General features: G+C 60.2%; 20 protein-coding genes and 2 pseudogenes. 14 read left to right on the top strand and 8 right to left on the bottom strand.

From position 1 onward, the window contains the following. Nucleotides 1–66 precede the first annotated feature (66 nt). Nucleotides 67–492: a hypothetical protein gene (locus tag ACHMXK_RS06055; protein WP_397438564.1), complete on the bottom strand. Its 426-nt coding sequence runs from the start codon at nt 490–492 to the stop codon at nt 67–69. Nucleotides 493–648: 156 nt separating this feature from the next. On the opposite strand from ACHMXK_RS06055, the gene ACHMXK_RS06050 reads away from it, so the two are divergent. Further along, nucleotides 649–1,479 carry a helix-turn-helix domain-containing protein gene (locus ACHMXK_RS06050; protein ID WP_397438562.1) on the top strand — a complete coding sequence of 277 codons (831 nt, stop codon included), beginning with the start codon at nt 649–651 and terminating at the stop codon, nt 1,477–1,479. Nucleotides 1,480–1,640: 161 nt separating this feature from the next. Here the strand turns inward: ACHMXK_RS06050 and ACHMXK_RS06045 are convergent, their stop codons facing one another. The 5 genes and pseudogenes from ACHMXK_RS06045 to ACHMXK_RS06025 form a co-directional block, all read right to left on the bottom strand. Further along, entirely contained in the window at nt 1,641–4,256 is a 2,616-nt protein-coding gene (locus ACHMXK_RS06045; RefSeq protein WP_397438561.1) for a bifunctional aconitate hydratase 2/2-methylisocitrate dehydratase, read from the bottom strand. Nucleotides 4,257–4,286: 30 nt separating this feature from the next. Then, on the bottom strand, nt 4,287–4,880 hold the full coding sequence (locus tag ACHMXK_RS06040; protein WP_397438559.1) for a hypothetical protein: 594 nt from the start codon (nt 4,878–4,880) through the stop codon (nt 4,287–4,289). A gap of 41 nt (nt 4,881–4,921) precedes the next feature. Then, nucleotides 4,922–5,918: pseudogene (locus ACHMXK_RS06035) on the bottom strand (HpcH/HpaI aldolase/citrate lyase family protein). Further along, nucleotides 5,915–6,691, bottom strand: a complete 777-nt coding sequence (gene tam / locus ACHMXK_RS06030) for a trans-aconitate 2-methyltransferase (RefSeq protein ID WP_397438557.1) — start codon at nt 6,689–6,691, stop codon at nt 5,915–5,917. The pseudogene ACHMXK_RS06035 and the gene tam overlap by 4 nt, the downstream one beginning before the upstream one ends. A 40-nt stretch (nt 6,692–6,731) precedes the next feature. Then, nucleotides 6,732–7,718, bottom strand: coding sequence for a malate dehydrogenase (locus ACHMXK_RS06025; RefSeq protein WP_397438555.1), 987 nt, complete (start codon nt 7,716–7,718; stop codon nt 6,732–6,734). 214 nt (nt 7,719–7,932) lie between these two features. Here ACHMXK_RS06025 and ACHMXK_RS06020 point away from each other — a divergent pair, with 214 nt between their 5' ends. The 8 genes and pseudogenes from ACHMXK_RS06020 to ACHMXK_RS05985 all read left to right on the top strand — a co-directional run bounded on the left by ACHMXK_RS06020 (nt 7,933) and on the right by ACHMXK_RS05985 (nt 15,369). Then, complete coding sequence (locus tag ACHMXK_RS06020; RefSeq protein ID WP_397438554.1) at nt 7,933–8,721, top strand: GntR family transcriptional regulator; 789 nt, start codon at nt 7,933–7,935, stop codon at nt 8,719–8,721. A 129-nt stretch (nt 8,722–8,850) separates the two neighbouring features. Next, nucleotides 8,851–9,294 carry a succinate dehydrogenase, cytochrome b556 subunit gene (gene sdhC, locus ACHMXK_RS06015; protein WP_397438552.1) on the top strand — a complete coding sequence of 148 codons (444 nt, stop codon included), beginning with the start codon at nt 8,851–8,853 and terminating at the stop codon, nt 9,292–9,294. Nucleotides 9,295–9,310: 16 nt separating this feature from the next. Next, a complete protein-coding gene (gene sdhD / locus ACHMXK_RS06010; protein WP_397438551.1) occupies nt 9,311–9,676 on the top strand; it encodes a succinate dehydrogenase, hydrophobic membrane anchor protein in 366 nt (121 codons plus the stop codon). Nucleotides 9,677–9,710: 34 nt separating this feature from the next. Next, nucleotides 9,711–11,508 (top strand): annotated as a pseudogene (gene sdhA, locus ACHMXK_RS06005) (succinate dehydrogenase flavoprotein subunit). A 37-nt stretch (nt 11,509–11,545) separates the two neighbouring features. Further along, complete coding sequence (locus ACHMXK_RS06000) at nt 11,546–12,250, top strand: succinate dehydrogenase iron-sulfur subunit (protein WP_318407799.1); 705 nt, start codon at nt 11,546–11,548, stop codon at nt 12,248–12,250. A 28-nt stretch (nt 12,251–12,278) separates the two neighbouring features. After that, a complete protein-coding gene (locus tag ACHMXK_RS05995; RefSeq protein WP_397438549.1) occupies nt 12,279–12,575 on the top strand; it encodes a succinate dehydrogenase assembly factor 2 in 297 nt (98 codons plus the stop codon). A gap of 37 nt (nt 12,576–12,612) precedes the next feature. After that, the gene (gene gltA, locus ACHMXK_RS05990; protein ID WP_397438547.1) at nt 12,613–13,923 is read left to right on the top strand and encodes a citrate synthase; all 1,311 of its coding nucleotides are present in this window, start codon (nt 12,613–12,615) and stop codon (nt 13,921–13,923) included. A 294-nt stretch (nt 13,924–14,217) separates the two neighbouring features. Next, nucleotides 14,218–15,369 carry a helix-turn-helix transcriptional regulator gene (locus ACHMXK_RS05985; protein WP_397438545.1) on the top strand — a complete coding sequence of 384 codons (1,152 nt, stop codon included), beginning with the start codon at nt 14,218–14,220 and terminating at the stop codon, nt 15,367–15,369. 170 nt (nt 15,370–15,539) lie between these two features. On the opposite strand, the gene ACHMXK_RS05980 is transcribed toward ACHMXK_RS05985, so the two are convergent. After that, nucleotides 15,540–16,115, bottom strand: coding sequence for an outer membrane beta-barrel protein (locus ACHMXK_RS05980; protein ID WP_397438543.1), 576 nt, complete (start codon nt 16,113–16,115; stop codon nt 15,540–15,542). Between the two features lie 243 nt (nt 16,116–16,358). Further along, nucleotides 16,359–16,601, bottom strand: coding sequence for a hypothetical protein (locus ACHMXK_RS05975; protein WP_397438541.1), 243 nt, complete (start codon nt 16,599–16,601; stop codon nt 16,359–16,361). A gap of 3 nt (nt 16,602–16,604) precedes the next feature. Here ACHMXK_RS05975 and ACHMXK_RS05970 point away from each other — a divergent pair, with 3 nt between their 5' ends. The 5 genes from ACHMXK_RS05970 to leuB all read left to right on the top strand — a co-directional run bounded on the left by ACHMXK_RS05970 (nt 16,605) and on the right by leuB (nt 21,389). After that, the gene (locus ACHMXK_RS05970; protein ID WP_397438540.1) at nt 16,605–16,985 is read left to right on the top strand and encodes a hypothetical protein; all 381 of its coding nucleotides are present in this window, start codon (nt 16,605–16,607) and stop codon (nt 16,983–16,985) included. Nucleotides 16,986–17,185: 200 nt separating this feature from the next. Next, nucleotides 17,186–18,127 (top strand): LysR family transcriptional regulator, encoded by a 942-nt coding sequence (locus ACHMXK_RS05965; protein WP_397438538.1) that lies wholly within the window; start codon nt 17,186–17,188, stop codon nt 18,125–18,127. Between the two features lie 25 nt (nt 18,128–18,152). Further along, nucleotides 18,153–19,574, top strand: coding sequence for a 3-isopropylmalate dehydratase large subunit (gene leuC, locus ACHMXK_RS05960; protein ID WP_397438537.1), 1,422 nt, complete (start codon nt 18,153–18,155; stop codon nt 19,572–19,574). 14 nt (nt 19,575–19,588) lie between these two features. Continuing rightward, nucleotides 19,589–20,239, top strand: coding sequence for a 3-isopropylmalate dehydratase small subunit (gene leuD, locus ACHMXK_RS05955; protein ID WP_397438536.1), 651 nt, complete (start codon nt 19,589–19,591; stop codon nt 20,237–20,239). 79 nt (nt 20,240–20,318) lie between these two features. Further along, nucleotides 20,319–21,389: a 3-isopropylmalate dehydrogenase gene (leuB, locus tag ACHMXK_RS05950; protein ID WP_397438534.1), complete on the top strand. Its 1,071-nt coding sequence runs from the start codon at nt 20,319–20,321 to the stop codon at nt 21,387–21,389. The last annotated feature ends 266 nt before the right edge of the window (nt 21,390–21,655 follow it).

The raw sequence follows: 21,655 nt of genomic DNA, 5'->3' as shown, positions 1-21,655 counted from the left end.
CCACAGCATACAAGAAAGTCCTGTCACAAGGGCGCCAGACACATCGGCCCGGTCCCCTGCCGGCACTCACCAGGCGTGTTGCGCAGCGCTTTTACGCAGCCCGAACCACTGCAGCTCGGCCAGCAGACCCACGGCCAGGGCCTGGACGGCGACAAACACCTGACCCAGCAAGGTCGGCGTGACCAGCCCGCCGAAAAGCAGTGCCAGGCAACCCAGCACCCACAACAGGTTGGCCGCAATCAAGGTCCAGACCAGCTCGGCGTGGACAAACTGCCGCGTGGCGATAAAGGCAATGCCCGCCACATACCCCAACAGCAGCCAGCCCGAGGCCACCAGCAAACCTTCAGGCAGGCCCAGCAAACCGGCCAGAAAACCGGGCAGCAACAACTGCAACGCGCCTGTGGCCACACCGGTGGCGGCGTCCAGCCACAAAACACGGCGCAGGAAGTGGGGGGAAGCGATCAGGGACGACAGAGAGGAAGCAACAGACATGACAAACTCCTTGGGTTGGGGATAGCGGGTTGATACAGCCGCCGCACCGGGCTATCCACCGATGCGGCCATGGGTGCATCATTCCCGGGCCGCTGCAGCCCGTCGATAACCTGGGAGGTAATGGCGCGGCGGCCGGCCTGGCTTTACGATGGCGCCATGTTGACCAGCCTCCACACCCCCGCCCGGACTTCGCGCGCCAGCCCACAAGCCTTTGGCGAACACCTGCGCCACTGGCGCCAGCACCGGCGCCTGAGCCAGCTGGACCTGGCCAGCGAAGCCGACATCTCGACCCGGCACCTGAGTTTTGTCGAAACCGGCCGGGCCAGCCCCAGCCGCGAGATGGTGTTGCGCCTGTCCGAGCGCCTGGACATCCCGCTGCGCGAGCGCAACACGCTGCTGGTGGCCGCCGGTTACGCGCCCATGTACCGTGAACGCCCGCTGGACGATCCGGCGCTGGATGCCGCGCGGCAGGCGGTCGAGCTGATACTCCAAAGCCACGAGCCCTACCCCGCGCTGGCAATTGACCGGCACTGGAACCTGGTCGCGGCGAATCGCATGGTGCCGCTGCTGATGGCCGGCGCCGATGCTTCGCTGCGGCAAGGCACGGTCAATGTGTTGCGCCTGAGTCTGCACCCGCAGGGACTCGCCCCTCACATCGCCAACCTGGTGCAATGGCGGGACCACCTGTTCGAACGCTTGCGCCAGCAAATCACAGCTACGGCAGACCCGGTGCTGGTCGCGTTGCTGGACGAATTACGCGCCTACCCGGTGCCCGAAGGCAGCCACCAACACCTGGAAGGCGAACACGCGGGCGTGGTCATGCCTTTCAAGTTCACCACGCCGAGCGGTGTTCTCAGCTTCATCAGCACCACCACCATCTTCGGCACACCGGTGGACGTTACCCTGCAGGAACTGGCCATGGAAACCTTTTTCCCGGCCGACGACTTCACCCGGCAGGCGCTGCAGGCCCTGATGACGCGGGCGTGAAGTCGTAGTCGCTACCAATTCAATAGCTGGTTGCGTCCGTCCTTTATGGGCTAGAGGCACAATTCATCATGAACAAGGTGGCAGGACACGAATATCCGCCATGCGCATAAAAAAGCGGCCCCGAAGGCCGCTTTTTCATTCAGCTTGCGCTGCTCGCAAGATCAGGCGGGCACGCCGTCCTTGACGGTGTCGGCCATGTCCGTGTAGTCCTTGACCTGGTCAAAGTTCAGGTACTGGTACACGGTGTCGCTGGCAGCGGTCAACACACCCATGTCGGCCATGTATTCGGCCTTGGTCGGGATGCGGCCCAGCTTGGAGCAGATCGCGGCCAGTTCGGCGGAGCCTAGGTAAACGTTGGAGTTTTTGCCCAAACGGTTGGGGAAGTTGCGCGTCGAGGTGGAGAACACCGTCGCGCCCTCTTTCACCTGCGCCTGGTTGCCCATACACAGGCTGCAGCCCGGCATTTCCATACGCGCGCCGGCCGAACCCAGCACACCGTAGTGGCCTTCTTCGGTCAGTTGTTTGGCATCCATCTTGGTCGGCGGTGCCATCCACAGCTTGACCGGGATGTCGCGCTTGTTTTCCAGCAGCTTGGAGGCGGCGCGGAAATGGCCGATGTTGGTCATGCACGAACCAATGAACACTTCGTCGATCTTGGCGCCGGCCACGTCGGCCAGGGTTTTTACATCGTCCGGATCATTCGGGCAGGCCACGATAGGTTCGTGGATGTCGGCCAGGTCGATCTCGATGACGGCCGCGTATTCCGCATCCGCGTCGCCCTTGAGCAATTGTGGATCGGCCAGCCAGGCTTCCATGGCGGCGATGCGGCGCTTGATGGTGCGCACGTCCGAATAACCCGTAGCGATCATCCACTTCAGCATCGTGATGTTGCTGGTGATGTACTCGATGATGGGTTCCTTGTTCAGGTGCACCGTGCAGCCGCCGGCAGAACGCTCGGCCGAAGCATCACTCAATTCAAAGGCCTGCTCGACCTTCAGGTCTGGCAGACCTTCGATCTCGAGAATGCGGCCGGAGAAAATGTTCTTCTTGCCCTGCTTGGCCACCGTCAACAGACCGGCCTTGATGGCGTACAAAGGAATCGCGTTGACAAGATCACGCAAGGTGATACCGGGCTGCATCTCGCCCTTGAAACGCACCAACACCGACTCCGGCATGTCCAGCGGCATGACGCCGGTGGCGGCGCCGAAAGCCACCAGGCCAGAACCGGCCGGGAAGCTGATGCCGATGGGGAAACGGGTGTGGCTGTCGCCGCCGGTACCGACGGTGTCAGGCAGCAACATGCGGTTCAGCCAGCTGTGGATGATGCCGTCGCCCGGACGCAGCGGGATGCCGCCGCGATCACTCATGAAGTCAGGCAACTCGTGGTGCATCTTCACGTCGACGGGCTTGGGATAAGCCGCGGTGTGGCAGAAGGATTGCATCACCAGGTCGGCGCTAAAGCCCAGGCAAGCCAGGTCTTTCAGCTCGTCGCGGGTCATCGGGCCGGTGGTGTCTTGCGAGCCGACCGAGGTCATCTTGGGTTCGCAATAAGTCCCGGGGCGCACGCCCTGACCTTCTGGCAAACCAACCGCACGGCCAACCATTTTTTGTGCCAAGGTGAAACCACGGCCGTTGTTGACCGGGTCTTGCGGCAAACGGAACTGGGTCGACAGCGGCAGGCCCAGTGCAAAACGCGCCTTGGCGGTCAGGCCGCGACCGACGATCAGCGGAATACGGCCACCGGCACGCACTTCGTCAAACAACACATCGCTTTTGAGCTTGAACTCGGCAATCACCTTGCCGTCTTTCAAGGCCTTGCCGTCGTAAGGGCGCAGCTCGATCACGTCGCCCATGGCCATCTGGCTCACGTCGAGTTCGATGGGCAGCGCGCCCGAGTCTTCCATGGTGTTGTAGAAGATAGGCGCGATTTTCGAGCCCAGGCAGACGCCGCCAAAACGTTTGTTCGGCACAAAAGGAATGTCTTCGCCGGTGAACCACAACACCGAGTTGGTGGCGGACTTACGCGAGGAACCGGTACCGACGACGTCGCCGACGTAGGCCACGAGGTTGCCCTTGGCTTTGAGTTCTTCAATGAACTTGATGGGGCCGCGTTTGCCGTCTTCTTCGGGCGTGACACCGGGGCGTGCATTCTTGTGCATGGCCAGCGCGTGCAGCGGAATGTCGGGACGGCTCCAGGCATCGGGTGCGGGCGACAGGTCGTCGGTGTTGATCTCGCCGGCGACTTTAAAAATGGTCAGCTTGATGGACGCTGGCACTTCGGGACGGCTGGTGAACCACTCGGCATCGGCCCAGCTTTGCAACACGGCCTTGGCGTAGCTATTGCCCTTGTCGGCTTTTTCCTTGACGTCATGGAACTGGTCGAACATCAGCAAGGTGTTCTTCAGGCCGGCGGCCGCTTGCGTGGCCACGCTGGCTTGCGCGTCGTCGAGCAGCGCAATCATGGGGCTGATGTTGTAGCCGCCCAGCATGGTGCCCAGCAATTGCGTGGCGTGTTCGCGCGAGATCAGCGCGCATTTTTCCGTGCCATGGGCCACGGCTGCCAAGTAGCTGGCCTTGACTTTGGCGGCGTCATCCACGCCGGCCGGCACGCGGTGCGTGATCAGCTCGACCAGAAAAGCTTCTTCGCCCTTGGGCGGATTTTTCAGCAGCTCGATCACTTCGCCGGTTTGTTTGGCCGACAGCGGCAGCGGTGGAATACCCAGCGCGGCGCGTTCTGCGACGTGGTTGCGATAGGTCTGGATGAATTCTGACATCATGGGTTTTCTTCTCCTGTATTCAACAAACGGTCAAGGGGCGGCTTTGATGGCTGCGGGAACGGGGACAGGCGCATCCAGAATGCTGGGGCGCGGGTTTCGCTTGAGTTCATCGGCGAAGGTGATTTGCGCCGGGCTCATACATTCATCGGCCAGGCGCTGGCCCAGCTTTTGGCTCATCAGCATGGACTTGTTGCCCAGTTGCAACCACATGGCGCCGGCACGGGGATCTTCCAGGCGGATCGCGCCGGTCCGGCTTTCCACCGGATGCATGCTGAAGCGCATTTTCCCGGTCTGCACCAGGAAAAAGCCCGGGCGTTTGGTGCTGGCCGTGATGACGACAGCGGCGCCCAGCTCGCAGGGAATGTTGCCCATGTACACCTGTTTGGCGACCTCCAGGTCAGCGGCGCTCAGGGTGACGTTGGGATCGTCGTCGATAGGCGTCACTTCTTCCACGGCCTTGGCGGCCGAGCGGCGGATTGGGGCACGGGGTTTGGGCGCCGGCTTGGCGTCTGCTGCCGCGGCCTTGACGGCCGCTTTAGGCGCCGCTTTGGCGGGCTGCTCGGTCTGCGCCAGCAACAGGGCGGGCGTGGCGAAAATCATCACAGAGGCAAGAATAAGTTTCACGGGGTTTCCTTGAAAACAATGGACCAAATCAATCAAGACAATCAGGAGGCAGCGGCAAAATAGCCCTGCGCCTCGGGCGGCAACACACGGCCGGTCTGGTGGGCGCGCTCCAGCACCTGCCAGAAATAACGGTAACTCGCACGGTCGTGCAGGTTACCGTCAAAACTAATGGGCGCCCAATCAGCATGGGCGGCAGCAGCTATTATTTTTGTAGCATTTTCAATCTCGCGCTCATCCGGGGCAAAAGCCTCCAGGATGGGTCGAATCTGGTTCGGATGAATGCTCCACATCCGGGTATAGCCAAATTCACGGGCGGCCTGCCGGGCCGCACCGGCCATCGCGGCCACGTCCTTGAATTCCGTGACCACGCAGTGCGAGGGCACCTTGCCATACGCATGGCAGGCCGACGCGATTTCAAGCTTGGCACGCACAACCAGCGGGTGTGTGAACTGGCCCTTGCCGCTCATGCCGTCGGCAGGAATCGCCCCCGCCATGGGCGGAAACAAAATCCATCAGACCAAAACTGATGGACTGCACACGCGGATGGGCGGCAATCTCGAAAACATTGCGTACCGCCAGCGGCGACTCCACCAGCACATGCAGCGGCAAATTGTCTGCCGATGCGGCCAGCAGCGCCTGTTCGGCCTTGAGCACATCGGCCAGCGACTCCACCTTGGGCACCATGATGTGGCACAACTGGCGCGACAACTTGCCGGCAATCAGGGACATGTCCGCTTCGAAAGCTGGGTGGTCCACAGGGTGCACACGCACCGCCACACGGGCCTGGTCCGCGGCCAGCACCGCCAGCGCTACCACCATGGCCGCGTGGTCGGCCTCGCCGCCCACGGGCGCGCCGTCTTCGCAGTCCAGTGTCACGTCGAACACGCAGGCGCCGAACTCTTGCATCATCTCGGCCTGCAGTTGCAGGCTTTTGCGCATGCGCACTTCGACGCCGCTGTAATGATCACACACGGGCAAAACGACAGACCCGGCCTGCGCGCCCATCAGCGCCTCGCGGGGGTGGACAGGTGGTTTCATGATTTGCGTTGTGCCACGATAAACATGCGCGGGAAAGCCAGCAGCAACTGGCCGTCAGTGCGCGGCAAATAAGCGGCAGCGATCCGCTTTTCATACTCGGCCAGGTAACTGGCGCGCAATTCGGCATTCAAGGGTTCGACAAAAGGCTTGAGCCCGGTCGCGCTGACCCATTCCACAATCGCGGCAGGTGATGCCATGGGATGCTGGTAAATCGTGTGCCAGACATCAACCTGCAGCGCTTGTGGTGCCAGCAAGTCGTAATAATCCTGCAAGGACAAAATGGCCGTGCGTAATGCAGCCGCTTCGCCAATGGCAGCAGCCCAAGGCGCTTGCCCGGCCACATCCCGCATGGCACGGTGCGTGGGTTCATTGCGGTTGTCCGGCATCTGGATGGCCAGGACACCGCCAGGCGCGAGCGCGGCAAACAGCCTGGGGATCAGTGTTTCGTGCTGCGGCACCCATTGCAATGCCGCATTCGCGTAAATCAGGTCGGGGGCTTGCGCCGGCGTCCACTGCGAAATATCGCTCAGCTCAAAACGCACACCGGGCAGCCGCTTTCTGGCGCTGTCCAGCATGGAGGGCGAGTTGTCGGTGCCGACCAGGTCGGCTTTCGGGAAACGCTGGGCCAGCAGTTCGGTGGAGTTGCCCGGGCCGCAGCCCAGATCCACCACCTGCCTGGCATTTTCAAGCGGCACCCGGGCCAGCAGCTCGCGCGCCGGCCGGGTCCGCTCGTCTTCAAAACGGCTGTAGAGCGAAGGATTCCAGTCGCTCATGCGCACGTTGGGTACAAGGTCTTGACTCGCAAGGCTTGGTTTAGAGCAGGTGGGCAACGCCGGCTTGTTCGCCCTGCAACTCTTCCAGGGTCTTGTTGATACGCTCTTGCGAGAAAGCATCAATCGCCAGGCCTTCGACCAGCTTGTATTCGCCGCCTTCGCAGGTCACGGGGAAACCAAACATGGTGTCTTTTGGAATGCCGTATTGGCCGTCCGACGGAATACCCATGGTGACCCACTTGCCGTTGGTGCCCAGGGCCCAGTCGCGCATGTGGTCAATCGCAGCGTTGGCAGCCGAAGCCGCCGACGAGGAGCCACGGGCTTCGATGATGGCGGCGCCGCGTTTGCCGACGGTGGGCAGGAAGGTGTTGGCATTCCATTCCTGGTCGTTGATCATCTTGGCGACGCTTTCGCCGTTGATGGTGGCAAAACGGTAGTCGGCGTACATCGTGGGCGAGTGGTTGCCCCAGACCGTGAGTTTTTCGATGTCGGCCACGGCCTTGCCGGTTTTGGCAGCGAGCTGGCTGGCAGCGCGGTTGTGGTCCAGGCGCAGCATGGCGGTGAAGTTCTTGCGTGGCAGATCCGGCGCCGACTTCATCGCGATGTAGGCGTTGGTGTTGGCCGGGTTGCCGACCACCAGCACCTTGACGTTGCGGCTGGCGACGGCGTTCAAGGCCTTGCCCTGTGCCGTGAAGATGGCGCCGTTGACGGCCAGCAGTTCGGCACGTTCCATGCCGGGACCGCGGGGGCGCGAGCCGACCAGCAGCGCGTAGTCGGCGTCCTTGAAGGCGGTCATCGGGTCGCCGTGGGCGGTCATCTCCACGAGCAGCGGGAAAGCGCAGTCGTCGAGTTCCATCATCACGCCCTTGAGCGCTTTTTGCGGGCCTTCAACAGGCACTTCCAGCAATTGCAGGATGACGGGCTGGTCTTTGCCCAGCATTTCGCCGGAAGCAATGCGGAACAACAAGGCGTAACCGATTTGACCAGCGGCCCCTGTAACGGCAACACGGACGGGTTTTTTGCTCATGATTGATGACTCCAGGAAGGTTTAAATCGGTGATAGGAATAGAAATGAGGTAGTTTGCGCGGCTGGAGTCACCTGGCAACACATGTGAACTGCGTCACACCGGGGCCAGCTTTGCGTTCAACTCAGCCCAAGATTTTACGCTCGAAAACCCTGAGGCGTCAATTTGTCTTATGTCTTATATAAGATATGATTCACGCCAAATCGAGTGCATTCCATGGCGACCCACACCAGCCCCCTGTCAGACCCTGCCGCGCCCCCCGCCGAGGCGGGCGCCGCTGCGCCTGCCTTCAGCCCGCTGTACCAGCAGATCAAGTCGCTGATCCTGCAAAGCCTGCAGGCCGGCGAGTGGAAACCGGGCGAGATGATACCCAGTGAAATGGACCTGGCCGCGCGTTTTCGCGTCAGCCAGGGCACAGTGCGCAAGGCCATCGACGAGCTGGCCGCCGAAAACCTGGTGATACGCCGCCAGGGCAAGGGCACTTTTGTGGCCACCCATGCCGAACATCACGTGCAATACCGCTTTCTGCGCCTGATGCCGGAAAGCGGCGACGCCAGCAGCGAAGGTCCGGCCGAACGCCAGATCATCGACTGCAAACGGCTGCGCGCACCCGCCGATATTGCCCGGGCGCTGGCCTTGCGCAGCGGCGATGCGGTGCTGCAGGTACGCCGCGTCCTGTCTTTCCAAGGCGCGCCGACGATTCTGGAAGACCTGTGGCTGCCGGGTGGACCCTTCAAAGGCCTGACGGCAGACCGGCTGGCCCACTACCGCGGACCGATGTACGCCCTGTTTGAGACCGAATTCGGCGTGCGCATGGTGCGGGCCGAGGAAAAAATCCGGGCCGTTGCCGCCGATGCGGCGGCAGCACAGCTGCTGGATGTGGCTGCCGGCACGCCCTTGCTGAGCGTGGAGCGCACGGCTTTCACCTACAACGACATCCCCATGGAATTGCGCCGCGGCCTGTATAAAACCGACACCCACCACTACAAAAACGAGCTTAGTTGATGGCTTTCATCAAGCAAGTCCAAGGGTTTGCACCTAGGCTTGTTGCGTTGCAATAGAATTTGCATGTTCTTCGTTGTAATTGCCTGACAGTTACCACCCAGTTACCAGACCTCCCACGAAAGACTAACAATGACAGAGCTGGCATCCAAACAGCGTCCCAAGCGGCCTGAATTCCGCAATATCAACGCCTTCAAGGACCTGATGACCTACCGCATGACACCGGCGGCATGGGTTTCCATCCTGCACCGCGCCAGTGGTGCCATCATGTTCCTGCTGATGCCCTTCATCATCTGGATGTTTGATACCTCGATTTCTTCCGAAATCTCATTCGAACGCTTCAAAGCCGCCTTCAATATCGGCATGCTGGGTTTGCCCGGGTTTTTCTGGAAACTGGTCGTCCTGGCGCTGATCTGGGCCTATCTGCACCACTTCATCGCCGGCCTGCGCCATCTCTACATGGACGCCACCCACGCGCTGAGCAACCAGTTCGGCAAAACCACCGCCCTGCTCACGCTGGCCGTCAGCATCGCCTTGACACTGGTGCTGGGCGCCAAGCTGTTTGGCCTCTACTAATAAGAAGGAGCATCCCATGTCTGTGAATTACGGCTCCAAACGCCTGGTTGTCGGCGCCCACTACGGCCTGCGCGACTGGCTTAGCCAGCGTATCACCGCGGCCCTGATGGCCATTTTTACCGTCTTGCTGCTCGGCCAGGTGATTTTCACCAGCGGCCCCATCGGCTACGACCAGTGGGCCGGCATCTTTGCCGCGCAGTGGATGAAAGTCTTGACCTTTGTGGTCATCATCGCCCTGCTGTACCACGTCTGGGTCGGCATGCGCGACGTCTGGATGGACTACGTCAAGCCCGTCTGGCTGCGCCTGCTGCTGGAAGTGTTCACCATCGTGTGGCTGGTCGCTTGCGCCGGCTGGGCAATTCAAGTCCTGTGGCGCTTCTAAACCACCCCTGACGAACGACTGTAGAAAAACAATCATGACTGCAACTTCCAAGCTTCCCAAACGAAAATTTGACGTGGTGATCGTCGGGGCCGGCGGCTCCGGCATGCGCGCCTCGCTGCAACTGGCCCGCGCCGGCCTGAACGTCGCCGTGTTGTCCAAAGTCTTCCCGACCCGCTCGCACACCGTGGCGGCCCAGGGCGGCATAGGCGCCTCGCTCGGCAACATGTCCGAGGACAACTGGCACTACCATTTTTACGACACCGTCAAGGGTTCCGACTGGCTCGGCGACCAGGACGCGATCGAATTCATGTGCCGTGAAGCGCCCAAGGTCGTTTATGACCTGGAGCACATGGGCATGCCGTTTGACCGCAACGCCGATGGCACGATTTACCAGCGCCCCTTTGGCGGCCACACCGCCAACTACGGCGAAAAGCCGGTGCAACGCGCTTGCGCCGCCGCCGACCGCACCGGTCACGCCATGCTGCACACGCTGTATCAGCAAAACGTCAAGGAAAAAACCAGCTTCTTCGTCGAATGGATGGCGCTGGACCTGATCCGCGACGAAGCCGGCGACGTAGTCGGCGTGACCGCGATTGAAATGGAGACCGGCGACGTTCACATTTTCGAAGCCAAGACCACCATGCTGGCCACGGGCGGTGCCGGTCGAATCTTCGCCGCCTCCACCAACGCCTTCATCAACACCGGTGACGGCCTGGGCATGGCGGCGCGCGCGCGGCATCCCTCTGGAAGACATGGAATTCTGGCAGTTCCACCCCACCGGCGTGGCCGGTGCCGGTGTGTTGCTGACCGAAGGCTGCCGCGGCGAAGGCGCGATCTTGCGCAACAGCAACGGCGAGCGTTTCATGGAGCGTTATGCGCCCACCCTGAAAGACCTGGCACCGCGTGACTTCGTGTCGCGCTCCATGGACCAGGAAATCAAGGAAGGCCGCGGCTGCGGACCGAACAAGGACTACATCCTGCTGGACATGACCCATTTGGGTGTGGACGCGATCGCCAAACGCCTGCCTTCGGTGCTGGAAATCGGCCACAACTTCGCCAACGTGGACATCACCAAGGAAGCCATTCCCGTGGTGCCCACCATCCATTACCAGATGGGCGGCATCCCGACCAACATCCATGGCCAGGTGGTCACACAGGACGCCAACAACAACAGCCAGGTCGTCAACGGCCTGTACGCGGTGGGCGAATGCTCCTGCGTCAGCGTGCACGGCGCCAACCGCCTGGGCACCAACTCGCTGCTGGACTTGCTGGTCTTCGGCAAGGCCGCCGGCAACCATATCGTTGAGTTCAACAAATCCAACCCCACGCACAAGCCGCTGCCGGCCAACGCCGCTGACGCCACGCTCGCGCGTATCGCCCGCCTGGACAGCGCGGCCGACGGTGAATACGCCCAGGACGTGGCCAACGACATCCGCGCCGCCATGCAGCAGCACGCCGGTGTGTTCCGCACCCAGGCCATCCTGGACGAAGGCGTCGCCAAGATCGCCGCCATGCGTGCACGCGTGGCCAGCATCGGCCTGAAGGACAAGTCCAAGATTTTCAACACCGCCCGCATCGAAGCGCTGGAAGTTGAAAACCTGATCGAGGCGGCCCAGGCCACCATCGTGTCGGCCGCTGCCCGCAAGGAAAGCCGCGGCGCGCACTCGGTGGATGACTACGGCGATACGCCAGAGCATCCAAACGGCCGCAACGACACCGACTGGCACAAACACACCCTGTGGTACAGCGAAGGCAACCGCCTGGCTTACAAGCCCGTGCAGATGAAACCGCTGACGGTCGAGTCCGTGCCGCTGAAAACGCGCACGTTCTAAACCCGGCCCTGCGACGAACAAGAAGCGAGAACCCCACATGACCAAACGTACCTTCCAGATCTACCGCTACGACCCGGATACCGACGCCAAGCCCTACATGCAAACCATCGAGGTTGAACTCGACGGCCACGAACGCATGTTGCTGGACGCGTTGATGAAACTCAAGGCGCAGGACCCGTCCATCAGCTTTCGCCGCTCCTGCCGCGAAGGCGTCTGCGGCTCCGACGCAATGAACATCAACGGCAAGAACGGTCTGGCCTGCCTGACCAACATGAACACGCTCAAGGGCACCATCGTGCTCAAACCGTTGCCCGGCCTGCCTGTCGTGCGCGATTTGATCGTCGACATGACCGACTTCTTCAAGCAGTACAACTCGATCAAGCCTTATTTGATCAACGACAACGTGCCGCCTGAAAAAGAGCGTCTGCAAAGCCCGGAAGAACGCGACGAGCTCAACGGCTTGTACGAGTGCATTTTGTGCGCCAGTTGCTCCACCTCCTGCCCCAGCTTCTGGTGGAACCCGGACAAATTTGTCGGCCCGGCCGGCCTGCTGCAAGCCTACCGTTTTATCGCCGACAGCCGCGATGAAGCCACGGCCGAACGCCTGGACAATCTGGAAGACCCGTACCGCCTGTTCCGCTGCCACACCATCATGAACTGCGTCGATGTCTGCCCCAAGGGTCTGAACCCCAGCAAAGCCATTGGCAAGATCAAGGAAATGATGGTCCTGCGGACCGTCTAGACCGTTTTAATTCAAACTTGTTGTAGTGATGAACACGATGGAAGAACTGCTCGACGAACGAGCCCTGAGCAAACTCAAGTGGCGTTGCCGCCGCGGTTTGCTGGAGAACGACTTGTTCGTCGAAAAGTTCTTCCTCAAGTACGAATCCACCCTCACCGTCAGGCTTGCCAAAGGCCTCAGCGATTTGATGGATTTGTCTGACAACGACTTGCTGGACTTGCTGCTAAAACGTAAAGAGCCCGGTGAAATTTCGGACGCTAGCGCCTCGACTCCTGAAGCGCTGGAAGTGTTAACCATGATGCGGGTTCCGTCACTGGCCCGGTGACCGCCCTTCATTGAATTGACGTAGAAAGAAAGTAGAAATGAAACTCGCTGACAACAAAGCCACCCTCTCCTTCAGCAACGGCAGCCCCAGTGTCGATTTGCCGGTGTACCAAGGCAGCGTCGGTCCCGACGTGGTCGACATCCGCAAGCTGTATGCCCAGACCGGCATGTTCACCTACGATCCGGGCTTTCTGTCGACCGCATCCTGCCAGTCCGCCATCACCTACATCGACGGCGACAAGGGTGAGTTGCTGTACCGCGGCTACCCCATCGAGCAGTTGGCCACCAACTGCGACTTCATGGAGGCCTGCCACCTGCTGCTCTACGGCGAGCTGCCCAACGGCGAGCAGAAGAAGGATTTCACCGCCCGCGTGACCAACCACACCATGGTCAACGAGCAGATGCAATTTTTCCTGCGCGGCTTCCGCCGTGATGCGCATCCGATGGCCATCATGACCGGCCTGGTCGGCGCCCTGTCGGCCTTCTACCATGACAGCACCGACATCACCAACCCCGAGCACCGCGACATCTCGGCGATCCGCCTGATTGCCAAAATGCCGACCCTGGTCGCCATGGCTTACAAGTACACCGTGGGCCAGCCCTACATGTACCCCAAGAACGACCTGAGCTACGCCGGCAACTTCCTGCACATGATGTTTGCCACGCCTTGCGAAGAATACAAGGTCAACCCGGTGCTTGAGCGCGCCATGGACCGCATCTTCACGCTGCACGCAGACCACGAGCAAAACGCCTCGACCTCGACGGTGCGCCTGTGCGGTTCCTCGGGCACCAACCCGTTTGCAGCGATTGCAGCCGGTGTGGCCTGCCTCTGGGGCCCGGCCCATGGCGGCGCCAACGAAGCCTGCCTGAACATGCTGGAAGACATCCAGCGCCAGGGCGGCATCAGCAAGGTCGGCGAGTTCATGGAAAAAGTCAAGGACAAGAACTCCGGCGTCAAGCTGATGGGTTTTGGTCACCGCGTCTACAAGAACTACGACCCCCGCGCCAAGCTCATGCAGGAAACCTGCAACGAAGTGCTGGCCGAACTGGGTCTGGAAAACGACCCCCTGTTCAAGCTGGCCAAAGAGGTCGAGAAAATTGCGCTGGAAGACGACTACTTCGTATCCCGCAAGCTCTATCCCAACGTCGACTTCTACTCCGGCATCGTGCAGCGCGCCATCGGCATTCCCGTGCCGCTGTTCACCGCAGTTTTTGCGCTGGCCCGCACCGTGGGCTGGATCGCCCAACTGAACGAAATGATCAGCGACCCCGAGTACAAAATCGGCCGTCCGCGTCAACTCTTCACCGGCTCGGTCCAGCGTGATGTGAAGCCGCTCAGCGCACGTTGAACCAGCACGTTTGAATAAGCCCGCCTGATGGCAACATCGGCGGGCTTTTTTACGCGCCCATTTGTTATCTCTCCACGCCCGGCCTGCCAGCACAACCTTCCTCCGGGAAGCCGCCGAACTGCGCTCGGCCATGGCCACAATCGCGCCAGACCGCGCCGACATCGGTTGGGAAAACCAGACCCGGGAAGCGCGGCCGATCCCAGCCACGCGCCTCTTGTCCCGGTTTAATGCTAGATTGATGCTTAACAGCAAGAAGTTTTCTTTGCGAATCTGATGTCTTCATGCAAAAGTAATATGACAAAAGCTCTCAATCACGATTTGCTCGGCCATCTTTACGATGGCGTCATGACCCCGACGGGATTTCAATTTTTTATCGAAGAACTTCTAGAAATTTTTAATCTGAAGGCGGTCACCATGGTGATCCGCCATGTCGAGACGCAAGAAGTAAAAAGCCTTTGGCTGGCGGGTATTACCAGGCAATGGGTGGAGAGTTATTCGCTCGATTACGCGCGTGACGATCTCCTGGCACAGCACATCATGACAGCGCCCATTGCCAACTTCTATGCCAGCAATCTGCATGTCTCGCTTCCCGCCAGCTTTTCCGGAACCCGTTTTTACACTGAATGGCTGGCCCCGCAAGGTGTTGCCTTTGCTTCAGGTGCTGTGGTTCTACAAGAAGGGCCATGGGTCACGCAACTGATTCTGCAACGAGCGGCTAATCAGGCGCCCTTTGAGCAGGAAGAAATGGCGCATCTCAACCAACTCGTACCGCACCTGCAACGCGCCATTCAGATGCGGCAACGCTTGGCCGATCTGCAACTGGATCAGCGTTTTCTGGCTGGCGGTCTGGATATGCTGGCGATGCCGACATTTCTGTTCGACGAATATGCCAAAGTGACGCATTACAACCGTAGCGCCGCCAATCTGCTGACGAATCACACGCTCTGGCTTGAAGCGGGACACTTACAAGCAAACGATAGCGAGATGACGCGCAAGCTCGGCCTGGAGATCACCAAGTCGATTGCAGCCAGCCGAAGCCAGGAAGGCGATTTGAACAGCGTCGTCTTGTTGCCGCGCAAGAACCAGTTGCCGCTGATGCTGATGATTGCGCCACTGCAGCTAACAGGTACACCACGCACGCATGGAGCGGCGCTGATGTTTGCCTTTGATCCTGAAGCAAGGCCAAGTGTCACGATGGATCTGGTGCGGAGACTTTTCAAACTATCGAACGCCGAAGCCGAGTTATCCATCGCCCTTTGCATCGGCAAGACGCTGGACGAAGTTGCGCTAGAGCGCGGAACGTCCATTCACACCATCAAGAGTCAGCTCAAAAATATTTATCTTAAAACAGGTACCAGGCGACAAGCGGAGCTGGTGTCCATGCTGTTGGCAAGCCCAGCCTTCTTCATTGCGCAAAAACAGATGCGGCAAACTTCAGAGGTGTGAGAGATCGTTGAGGCTATCGGCGCCCCCCGGACAATTCATCCGTCACATCTCGCCTTGGTTGGCACAGGGTCTGTGCCCAGCAAAATTTTCTAGGTTCGGCGGTATGGACTTGTGGCGAGCAAAAACAAAAAAAGCCTGCATACGCAGGCTTTTTTTGGCGACAAAGATGATTAGAACTTGTAACGCAGGCCAATTGAAAACAGATTGGCTTTCAAGTCCAAGCCATCTGCCCTGGCAATTTTTCCGAAATCTTCATACTCCGCAACCAGCGCCATCTCTTTCGAAATATTGTAGGCAGCGCCAATACCAATCAATGCGGTGGTGCGTCTTTTGGAAGAATTTTCGTTAGCGCCAGTAGTATCTTCGAAATGTATTTTGGTGTGATTGAGCGACACACCCAGTTTTGCAAACAGGGAAAACTGATCGTTTAGCGGCAAAGTACCTGTTGCGGCAAGGTAAAAAGCGTTCGGTTTGGAACTGATCTTGCTGGTCACAGCGCCATTGCGGCTTGAGACAGAAGCCTTGCCCAAATCCACATACCCGCCTTCAAGGCCGAAATTTTGATTCAGCGCATAACCACCATACAGCTTGTAGCCTGTTGAATTGTCTTTCAGCGAACCCTCCGCAATAGAGGCTTTTTGTTCAGCACGCCCAACGTTGACGCCGACATATGCGCCCTCAGCCTGCGCGGCCCACGGTGCAAGCAGCGCTGTCCCTACAAATGCGAGCAATAACTGTTTTTTCATTTTTTCACTTTCCTATTCAAGATGAATTGCCTTGGTAACTACTTGCTGCATCGTCTCGTTTCCACGAACAGCGGGCAATCCCTCAAACAGGTGATGTTGGAAAATGAAGACAGCGATGCATGACCTGGCCTCACCAGACACCGCCACGCGGCTTTATGTGTGTTCCCGAACGCCAGCGCAAGCCAGCCGAAGGCCTGCAAAGAGACCGAAACCGGCTTTCAGAGATCAACACCAGCGAAGTGCTCAGCGTCTACCGGAACGGTGCTCAAGAACGACCCACTTCGGCACCATCAAGGTCCATGGTTTCCCTGGCGAATAAAACAAGGCTTGTCCGGCAGTTTTTTTCAAGCTATTGATTTGCCCTTTACGCAAGGCTTTGGGCTGTGAAAACGAGCGCATGATGATTCGTTGGCCTGCCGGAATACAAGTCCAAAGGATGGCAATATTGGCGGGCTCCTTTTTAAACACCTTTTGCAATCTCTTCACGCCATGACCTTCCTCCAGACCGCCGCCGACCTGCGCTCGGCCATCGCCCAGCCCGCCCCAACCCGCGCCTGCAGTTGCGCCCTGGGCGCCTGTACCGGCTGGGAAAGCCTGGCCGAATACCGCTGGGACGCGCATCAGATGAACTTGGTCGCCACACTGCGCGACCCGGCCCTGGACGAGCCGACCTTGGAGGAAAAACACCCCCAGGGCAGCCGTTACGATTCGCCCGATGCGCCGGTGGCGATCAAGTTTTTTCCCTACAACCGCTGCGAGGTCTGGCATTGCGCCCAATGTGACCGGCATTTGCTGCGTTACACCGAGTTTGGTGGCTACAACGTCGATCACCGGGTCCGCGCGCTGGACCCCGGCAACATCATCGATTAAGCCGTCGCTATGATTTATATAGCTGCTTGCGCCCGTCCCACCTGGGCTGGAGGCCTAAAACGCTTATAAATCTGCGTCAAAAGGCCTCCCCTGCCCCAGCCAGCGGGCAAGTCACCCATCGCACACCGCGATGACAAGGCCATCAATAAGCATTCAAAATAGGGATTCATCGTGAAACGCGATGGCTTTAAGCCTTTTTCATGAAAATCTCCGAACGCAACTTCGCCCGCCGTATCGACCTGACCTCGCTGCAACTGTTTGTCGCGGTGTGTGAGCTCGGCAGCATAGGCAAGGCGGCGGAGCGCGAATTTATCGCGGCCTCGGCCGTCAGCAAACGCCTGTCCGACCTGGAAGCCGCGCTCGACACGCCGCTGCTTTACCGCCACACCCGCGGTGTCGATCTGACGCCGGCCGGCCAAAGCCTGTTGCACCATGCGCGCTCGGTCTTGTTCAGCCTGGAAAAAATGCAGGGTGAACTCAGCGAATACGCCGACGGTGTGCGCGGCCATGTGCGGGTACACGCCAGCATCTCGGCCATCGTGCAGTTTTTACCGGAAGACCTGGGCGCCTTTATCCGCCAGCACCCCGAGGTCAAGATCGACCTGGAAGAACACCTGAGCACGGAAGTCGTGCGTGCGGTGCAGGAAGGCGCGGCCGACCTCGGCATCTGCAACACCGCCGACGGCAGCGACGACCTGCAAACTTTGCCTTATCGGCAGGACCAGCTGGTGCTGATCGTGCCGCGCGGCCATGTGTTGGGCGCGCAAGACGCCATCGCCTTTGAAGACAGCCTGGAGTTCGACCATGTGGGCCTGCATTCCAACAGCTCGATTTACATCGCCATGCGCGATGCCGCCGCGCTGGCCGGCCGCACCATCAAGCTGCGTATCCACGTCACCGGCCTGGACGCCATGTGCCGCATGATCCACAACGGCCTCGGTGTCGGTGTGATGCCGCTGCGCGCCTTTGAGCTGATGCACGGCGTCGGCGAACTCGAATCGATTGCCCTGACCAATACCTGGGCCTCCCGGCGCATTGAACTGGTCGCACGCGACTTCTCCAGCCTGCCCGTCACCGCCCGCCTGCTGGTGGATCACCTCACCGCCCGTGCAGTTGCTACGGCGCCCACCTCCCCCACTTAAAATTCAAGACCACGAAGGAAACACCATGGGACGCACTCTTTACGACAAGATCTGGGACGAACACGTCGTCCATACCGAGGAAGATGGCACGGCCATTCTTTACATCGACCGCCACCTGGTGCACGAAGTCACCAGCCCGCAAGCCTTTGAAGGCCTGCGCGAAGCCGGCCGCAAGGTCTGGCGCATCAGCTCCATCGTCGCCACCGCCGACCACAACACCCCGACCACCGGCTGGGAACTCGGCTACGACGGCATCACCGACCTGGTCAGCAAAGAGCAGATCACCACGCTGGACAGCAACATCGCCGAGTTCGGCGCGGCCGCCTACTTCCCCTTTCTGTCCAAACGCCAGGGCATCGTGCATGTGATTGGCCCCGAAAGCGGCGCCACCCTGCCCGGCATGACCGTGGTTTGCGGCGACTCGCATACCTCGACCCATGGCGCTTTTGGCGCGCTGGCGCACGGCATAGGCACCAGCGAGGTTGAACATGTGATGGCGACGCAAACCCTGCTCGCCAAAAAAGCCAAAAACATGCTGGTGCGTGTGGACGGCACGCTGGCCCCCGGCCTGACCGGCAAGGACATCGTGCTGGCCATCATCGGCAAAATCGGCACGGCAGGCGGCACCGGTTACACGATTGAATTCGGCGGTTCGGCGATTCGTGCCCTCAGCATGGAAGGCCGCATGACGGTCTGCAACATGGCGATCGAAGCCGGCGCCCGCGCCGGTCTGGTGGCCGTGGACCAGAAAACCATCACCTACGTCAAGGGCCGGCCGCTGGCACCCACAGGTATCGAGTGGGACCAGGCCGTCCAGTACTGGAACACCTTGCAGTCCGATGCCGATGCCAAGTTCGACACCGTGGTGCAACTCGACGCCAGCCAGATCCGACCGCAAGTCACCTGGGGCACCTCGCCCGAAATGGTCTTGTCCATCGACGACCGCGTGCCCGATCCGGACAAGGAAAAAGACGCCAACAAACGCGACGCCATCGAACGTGCGTTGACCTATATGGGTCTGCAGCCCGGCAAGGCTATCAACGACATCCTGGTCGACAAGGTGTTTATCGGCTCCTGTACCAACAGCCGCATCGAAGACATGCGTGAAGCCGCGGCCATGGTCCAGAAAATCGGCCAGAAGGTCGCCGGCAACGTCAAACTTGCCATGGTCGTGCCCGGCTCCGGCCTGGTCAAGGAGCAGGCCGAGCGTGAAGGCCTGGACAAGATTTTTGTGGCCGCAGGCTTCGAGTGGCGCGAGCCCGGTTGTTCCATGTGTTTGGCCATGAACGCCGACCGTCTCGAGCCGGGTGAACGTTGCGCCTCCACCAGCAACCGCAACTTCGAAGGCCGGCAAGGCGCCGGTGGCCGCACCCACCTGGTGAGCCCGGCCATGGCCGCCGCCGCCGCCGTGCACGGCCACTTTGTCGACATCCGCAAGTTTTCCTGAATAAGGCCCGCATCATGCAGAAATTCAACATCCACAAAGGCCTGGTCGCGCCCATGGACCGCGAAAACGTCGATACCGACGCGATCATCCCCAAGCAGTTCCTCAAGTCCATCAAAAAGACCGGTTTCGGCGTGAACCTGTTTGACGAATGGCGTTACCTGGACGCCGGTTTTCCCGGCCAGGACCCGAGCACACGCCGCCCGAACCCGGACTTCGTGCTGAACCAGCCGCGTTACAAGGGCGCATCCATTCTTCTGGCGCGCAAGAACTTCGGCTGCGGTTCCTCGCGCGAACATGCGCCCTGGGCGCTGGACCAATACGGCTTTCGCGCCATCATTGCGCCCAGTTACGCCGACATCTTTTTCAACAACAGCTTCAAGAACGGCCTGCTGCCCATCGTGCTCAGCGAGGCGCAGGTTGGCCAGTTGTTCGACGAAGCGCTGGCCTTTCCGGGCTACCAGCTCACGATTGACCTGGAGCGCCAGGTCATCGTCAAACCCCAGGGCGAAGAAATTCCCTTCGACGTGCAGGCCTTCAAGAAGTTTTGCCTGCTCGGCGGTTACGACGACATCGGCCTGACCTTGCGCCAAAGCGACAAGATCAAGGCCTTTGAAGCCGAACGGCTGGCGACCAAACCCTGGTTGGCCAACCGTCTGAATGCATAAACGCCTGAAAATTTAAGAAAATCATGCCTGCAGCCCTGGATACACGGGCGCAAGCAGCTACAAAAAACATAGTAAAACCATGAAAATCGCAATTCTCCCGGGTGACGGCATCGGCACCGAAATCGTCGCCGAAGCGGTCAAAGTCCTGAACGCCCTCGACCTGAAATTTGAGATGGAAACCGCCCTGGTCGGCGGCGCCGCCTACGACGCCCACGGCCACCCGCTGCCCGACGCCACGCTCCAACTCGCGAAAGACGCCGACGCCGTGCTGTTCGGCGCCGTCGGCGACTGGAAATACGACACCCTGGACCGCCCGCTGCGTCCTGAACAAGCCATCCTGGGCCTGCGCAAAAACCTGGGCCTGTTCGCCAACTTCCGCCCGGCCATTTGTTACCCGCAGCTGGTGGACGCCTCCAGCCTGAAGCGTGAACTGGTGTCCGGCCTGGACATTTTGATCATTCGCGAACTGACCGGCGACATCTACTTCGGCCAGCCACGCGGCCGCCGTGTCGCAACTGACGGGCACTTCCCCGGTGCCGAAGAAGCCTTCGACACCATGCGTTATTCGCGCCCGGAAATCGAACGTATCGCCCATGTCGCCTTCCAGGCAGCCCGCAAGCGTGGCAAACGTGTCACCAGCGTGGACAAGGCCAACGTACTGGAAACCTTCCAGTTCTGGAAGGATGTGGTCTCGGAAGTCGGCAAGGAATACCCCGACGTCGCGCTGGACCACATGTATGTGGACAACGCCGCCATGCAACTGGTCAAGGCGCCCAAGAAGTTCGACGTGGTGGTCACCGGCAATATGTTCGGCGACATCCTGTCCGACGCGGCCGCCATGTTGACCGGCTCCATCGGCATGTTGCCGTCGGCCAGCCTGAACACCAAAAACCAGGGTCTGTACGAACCCAGCCATGGCAGCGCACCCGACATCGCCGGCAAAGGCGTGGCGAATCCACTGGCCACCATCCTGAGCGCCGCCATGATGCTGCGCTTCAGCCTGAACCAGCCGGAAGCCGCCGCACGTATCGAAAAAGCCGTCGACGCCGTGTTGACCCAAGGCCTGCGCACACCCGACATCTACAGCGAAGGCACGACCAAAGTCGGCACCGTCGAGATGGGCAACGCCGTCGTCAAAGCACTGGAGTAACCAGCCCCCACGTTCGCTCACTCCGTGTAGCTCTCTACCCCCCGAGGGGGCGCATTTTTCCTTGGGGCGGCCCGGCGGAAAAACCTTCCCCTGACGTTTTTTCGCAGCAAATCACCGGGGTTCCGGCGGTTTGCTGCGGCGGCCATCCCCGTGCCAGGGCAAGCCTGGCTACAATCAACACCTATGCGTCAAAACCCCGCACTAATCCACTGCCCCGCCGCCTTGCGCGCGGGAAGTGTGGCGCCGGTTTTTACCCAGATCACCAA

The sequence above is a fragment of the Polaromonas sp. UC242_47 genome (assembly GCF_044452385.1).
Taxonomy (GTDB): Bacteria; Pseudomonadota; Gammaproteobacteria; order Burkholderiales; family Burkholderiaceae_C; genus Polaromonas.
The sequence above is the reverse complement of the archived record's forward strand: the minus strand, read 5'-3'. Positions and strand labels throughout refer to the sequence as shown.

What these genes read in the sequence shown, in the direction of transcription:
- ACHMXK_RS06055 (WP_397438564.1), bottom strand. Translation starts at nt 492, where the DNA reads ATGTCTGTTGCTTCCTCTCTGTCGTCCCTGATCGCTTCCCCCCACTTC.
- ACHMXK_RS06050 (WP_397438562.1), top strand. Translation starts at nt 649, where the DNA reads ATGTTGACCAGCCTCCACACCCCCGCCCGGACTTCGCGCGCCAGCCCA.
- ACHMXK_RS06045 (WP_397438561.1), bottom strand. Translation starts at nt 4,256, where the DNA reads ATGATGTCAGAATTCATCCAGACCTATCGCAACCACGTCGCAGAACGC.
- tam (WP_397438557.1), bottom strand. Translation starts at nt 6,691, where the DNA reads ATGAGCGACTGGAATCCTTCGCTCTACAGCCGTTTTGAAGACGAGCGG.
- ACHMXK_RS06025 (WP_397438555.1), bottom strand. Translation starts at nt 7,718, where the DNA reads ATGAGCAAAAAACCCGTCCGTGTTGCCGTTACAGGGGCCGCTGGTCAA.
- ACHMXK_RS06020 (WP_397438554.1), top strand. Translation starts at nt 7,933, where the DNA reads ATGGCGACCCACACCAGCCCCCTGTCAGACCCTGCCGCGCCCCCCGCC.
- sdhC (WP_397438552.1), top strand. Translation starts at nt 8,851, where the DNA reads ATGACAGAGCTGGCATCCAAACAGCGTCCCAAGCGGCCTGAATTCCGC.
- sdhD (WP_397438551.1), top strand. Translation starts at nt 9,311, where the DNA reads ATGTCTGTGAATTACGGCTCCAAACGCCTGGTTGTCGGCGCCCACTAC.
- ACHMXK_RS06000 (WP_318407799.1), top strand. Translation starts at nt 11,546, where the DNA reads ATGACCAAACGTACCTTCCAGATCTACCGCTACGACCCGGATACCGAC.
- ACHMXK_RS05995 (WP_397438549.1), top strand. Translation starts at nt 12,279, where the DNA reads ATGAACACGATGGAAGAACTGCTCGACGAACGAGCCCTGAGCAAACTC.
- gltA (WP_397438547.1), top strand. Translation starts at nt 12,613, where the DNA reads ATGAAACTCGCTGACAACAAAGCCACCCTCTCCTTCAGCAACGGCAGC.
- ACHMXK_RS05985 (WP_397438545.1), top strand. Translation starts at nt 14,218, where the DNA reads ATGACAAAAGCTCTCAATCACGATTTGCTCGGCCATCTTTACGATGGC.
- ACHMXK_RS05980 (WP_397438543.1), bottom strand. Translation starts at nt 16,115, where the DNA reads ATGAAAAAACAGTTATTGCTCGCATTTGTAGGGACAGCGCTGCTTGCA.
- ACHMXK_RS05970 (WP_397438540.1), top strand. Translation starts at nt 16,605, where the DNA reads ATGACCTTCCTCCAGACCGCCGCCGACCTGCGCTCGGCCATCGCCCAG.
- ACHMXK_RS05965 (WP_397438538.1), top strand. Translation starts at nt 17,186, where the DNA reads ATGAAAATCTCCGAACGCAACTTCGCCCGCCGTATCGACCTGACCTCG.
- leuC (WP_397438537.1), top strand. Translation starts at nt 18,153, where the DNA reads ATGGGACGCACTCTTTACGACAAGATCTGGGACGAACACGTCGTCCAT.
- leuD (WP_397438536.1), top strand. Translation starts at nt 19,589, where the DNA reads ATGCAGAAATTCAACATCCACAAAGGCCTGGTCGCGCCCATGGACCGC.
- leuB (WP_397438534.1), top strand. Translation starts at nt 20,319, where the DNA reads ATGAAAATCGCAATTCTCCCGGGTGACGGCATCGGCACCGAAATCGTC.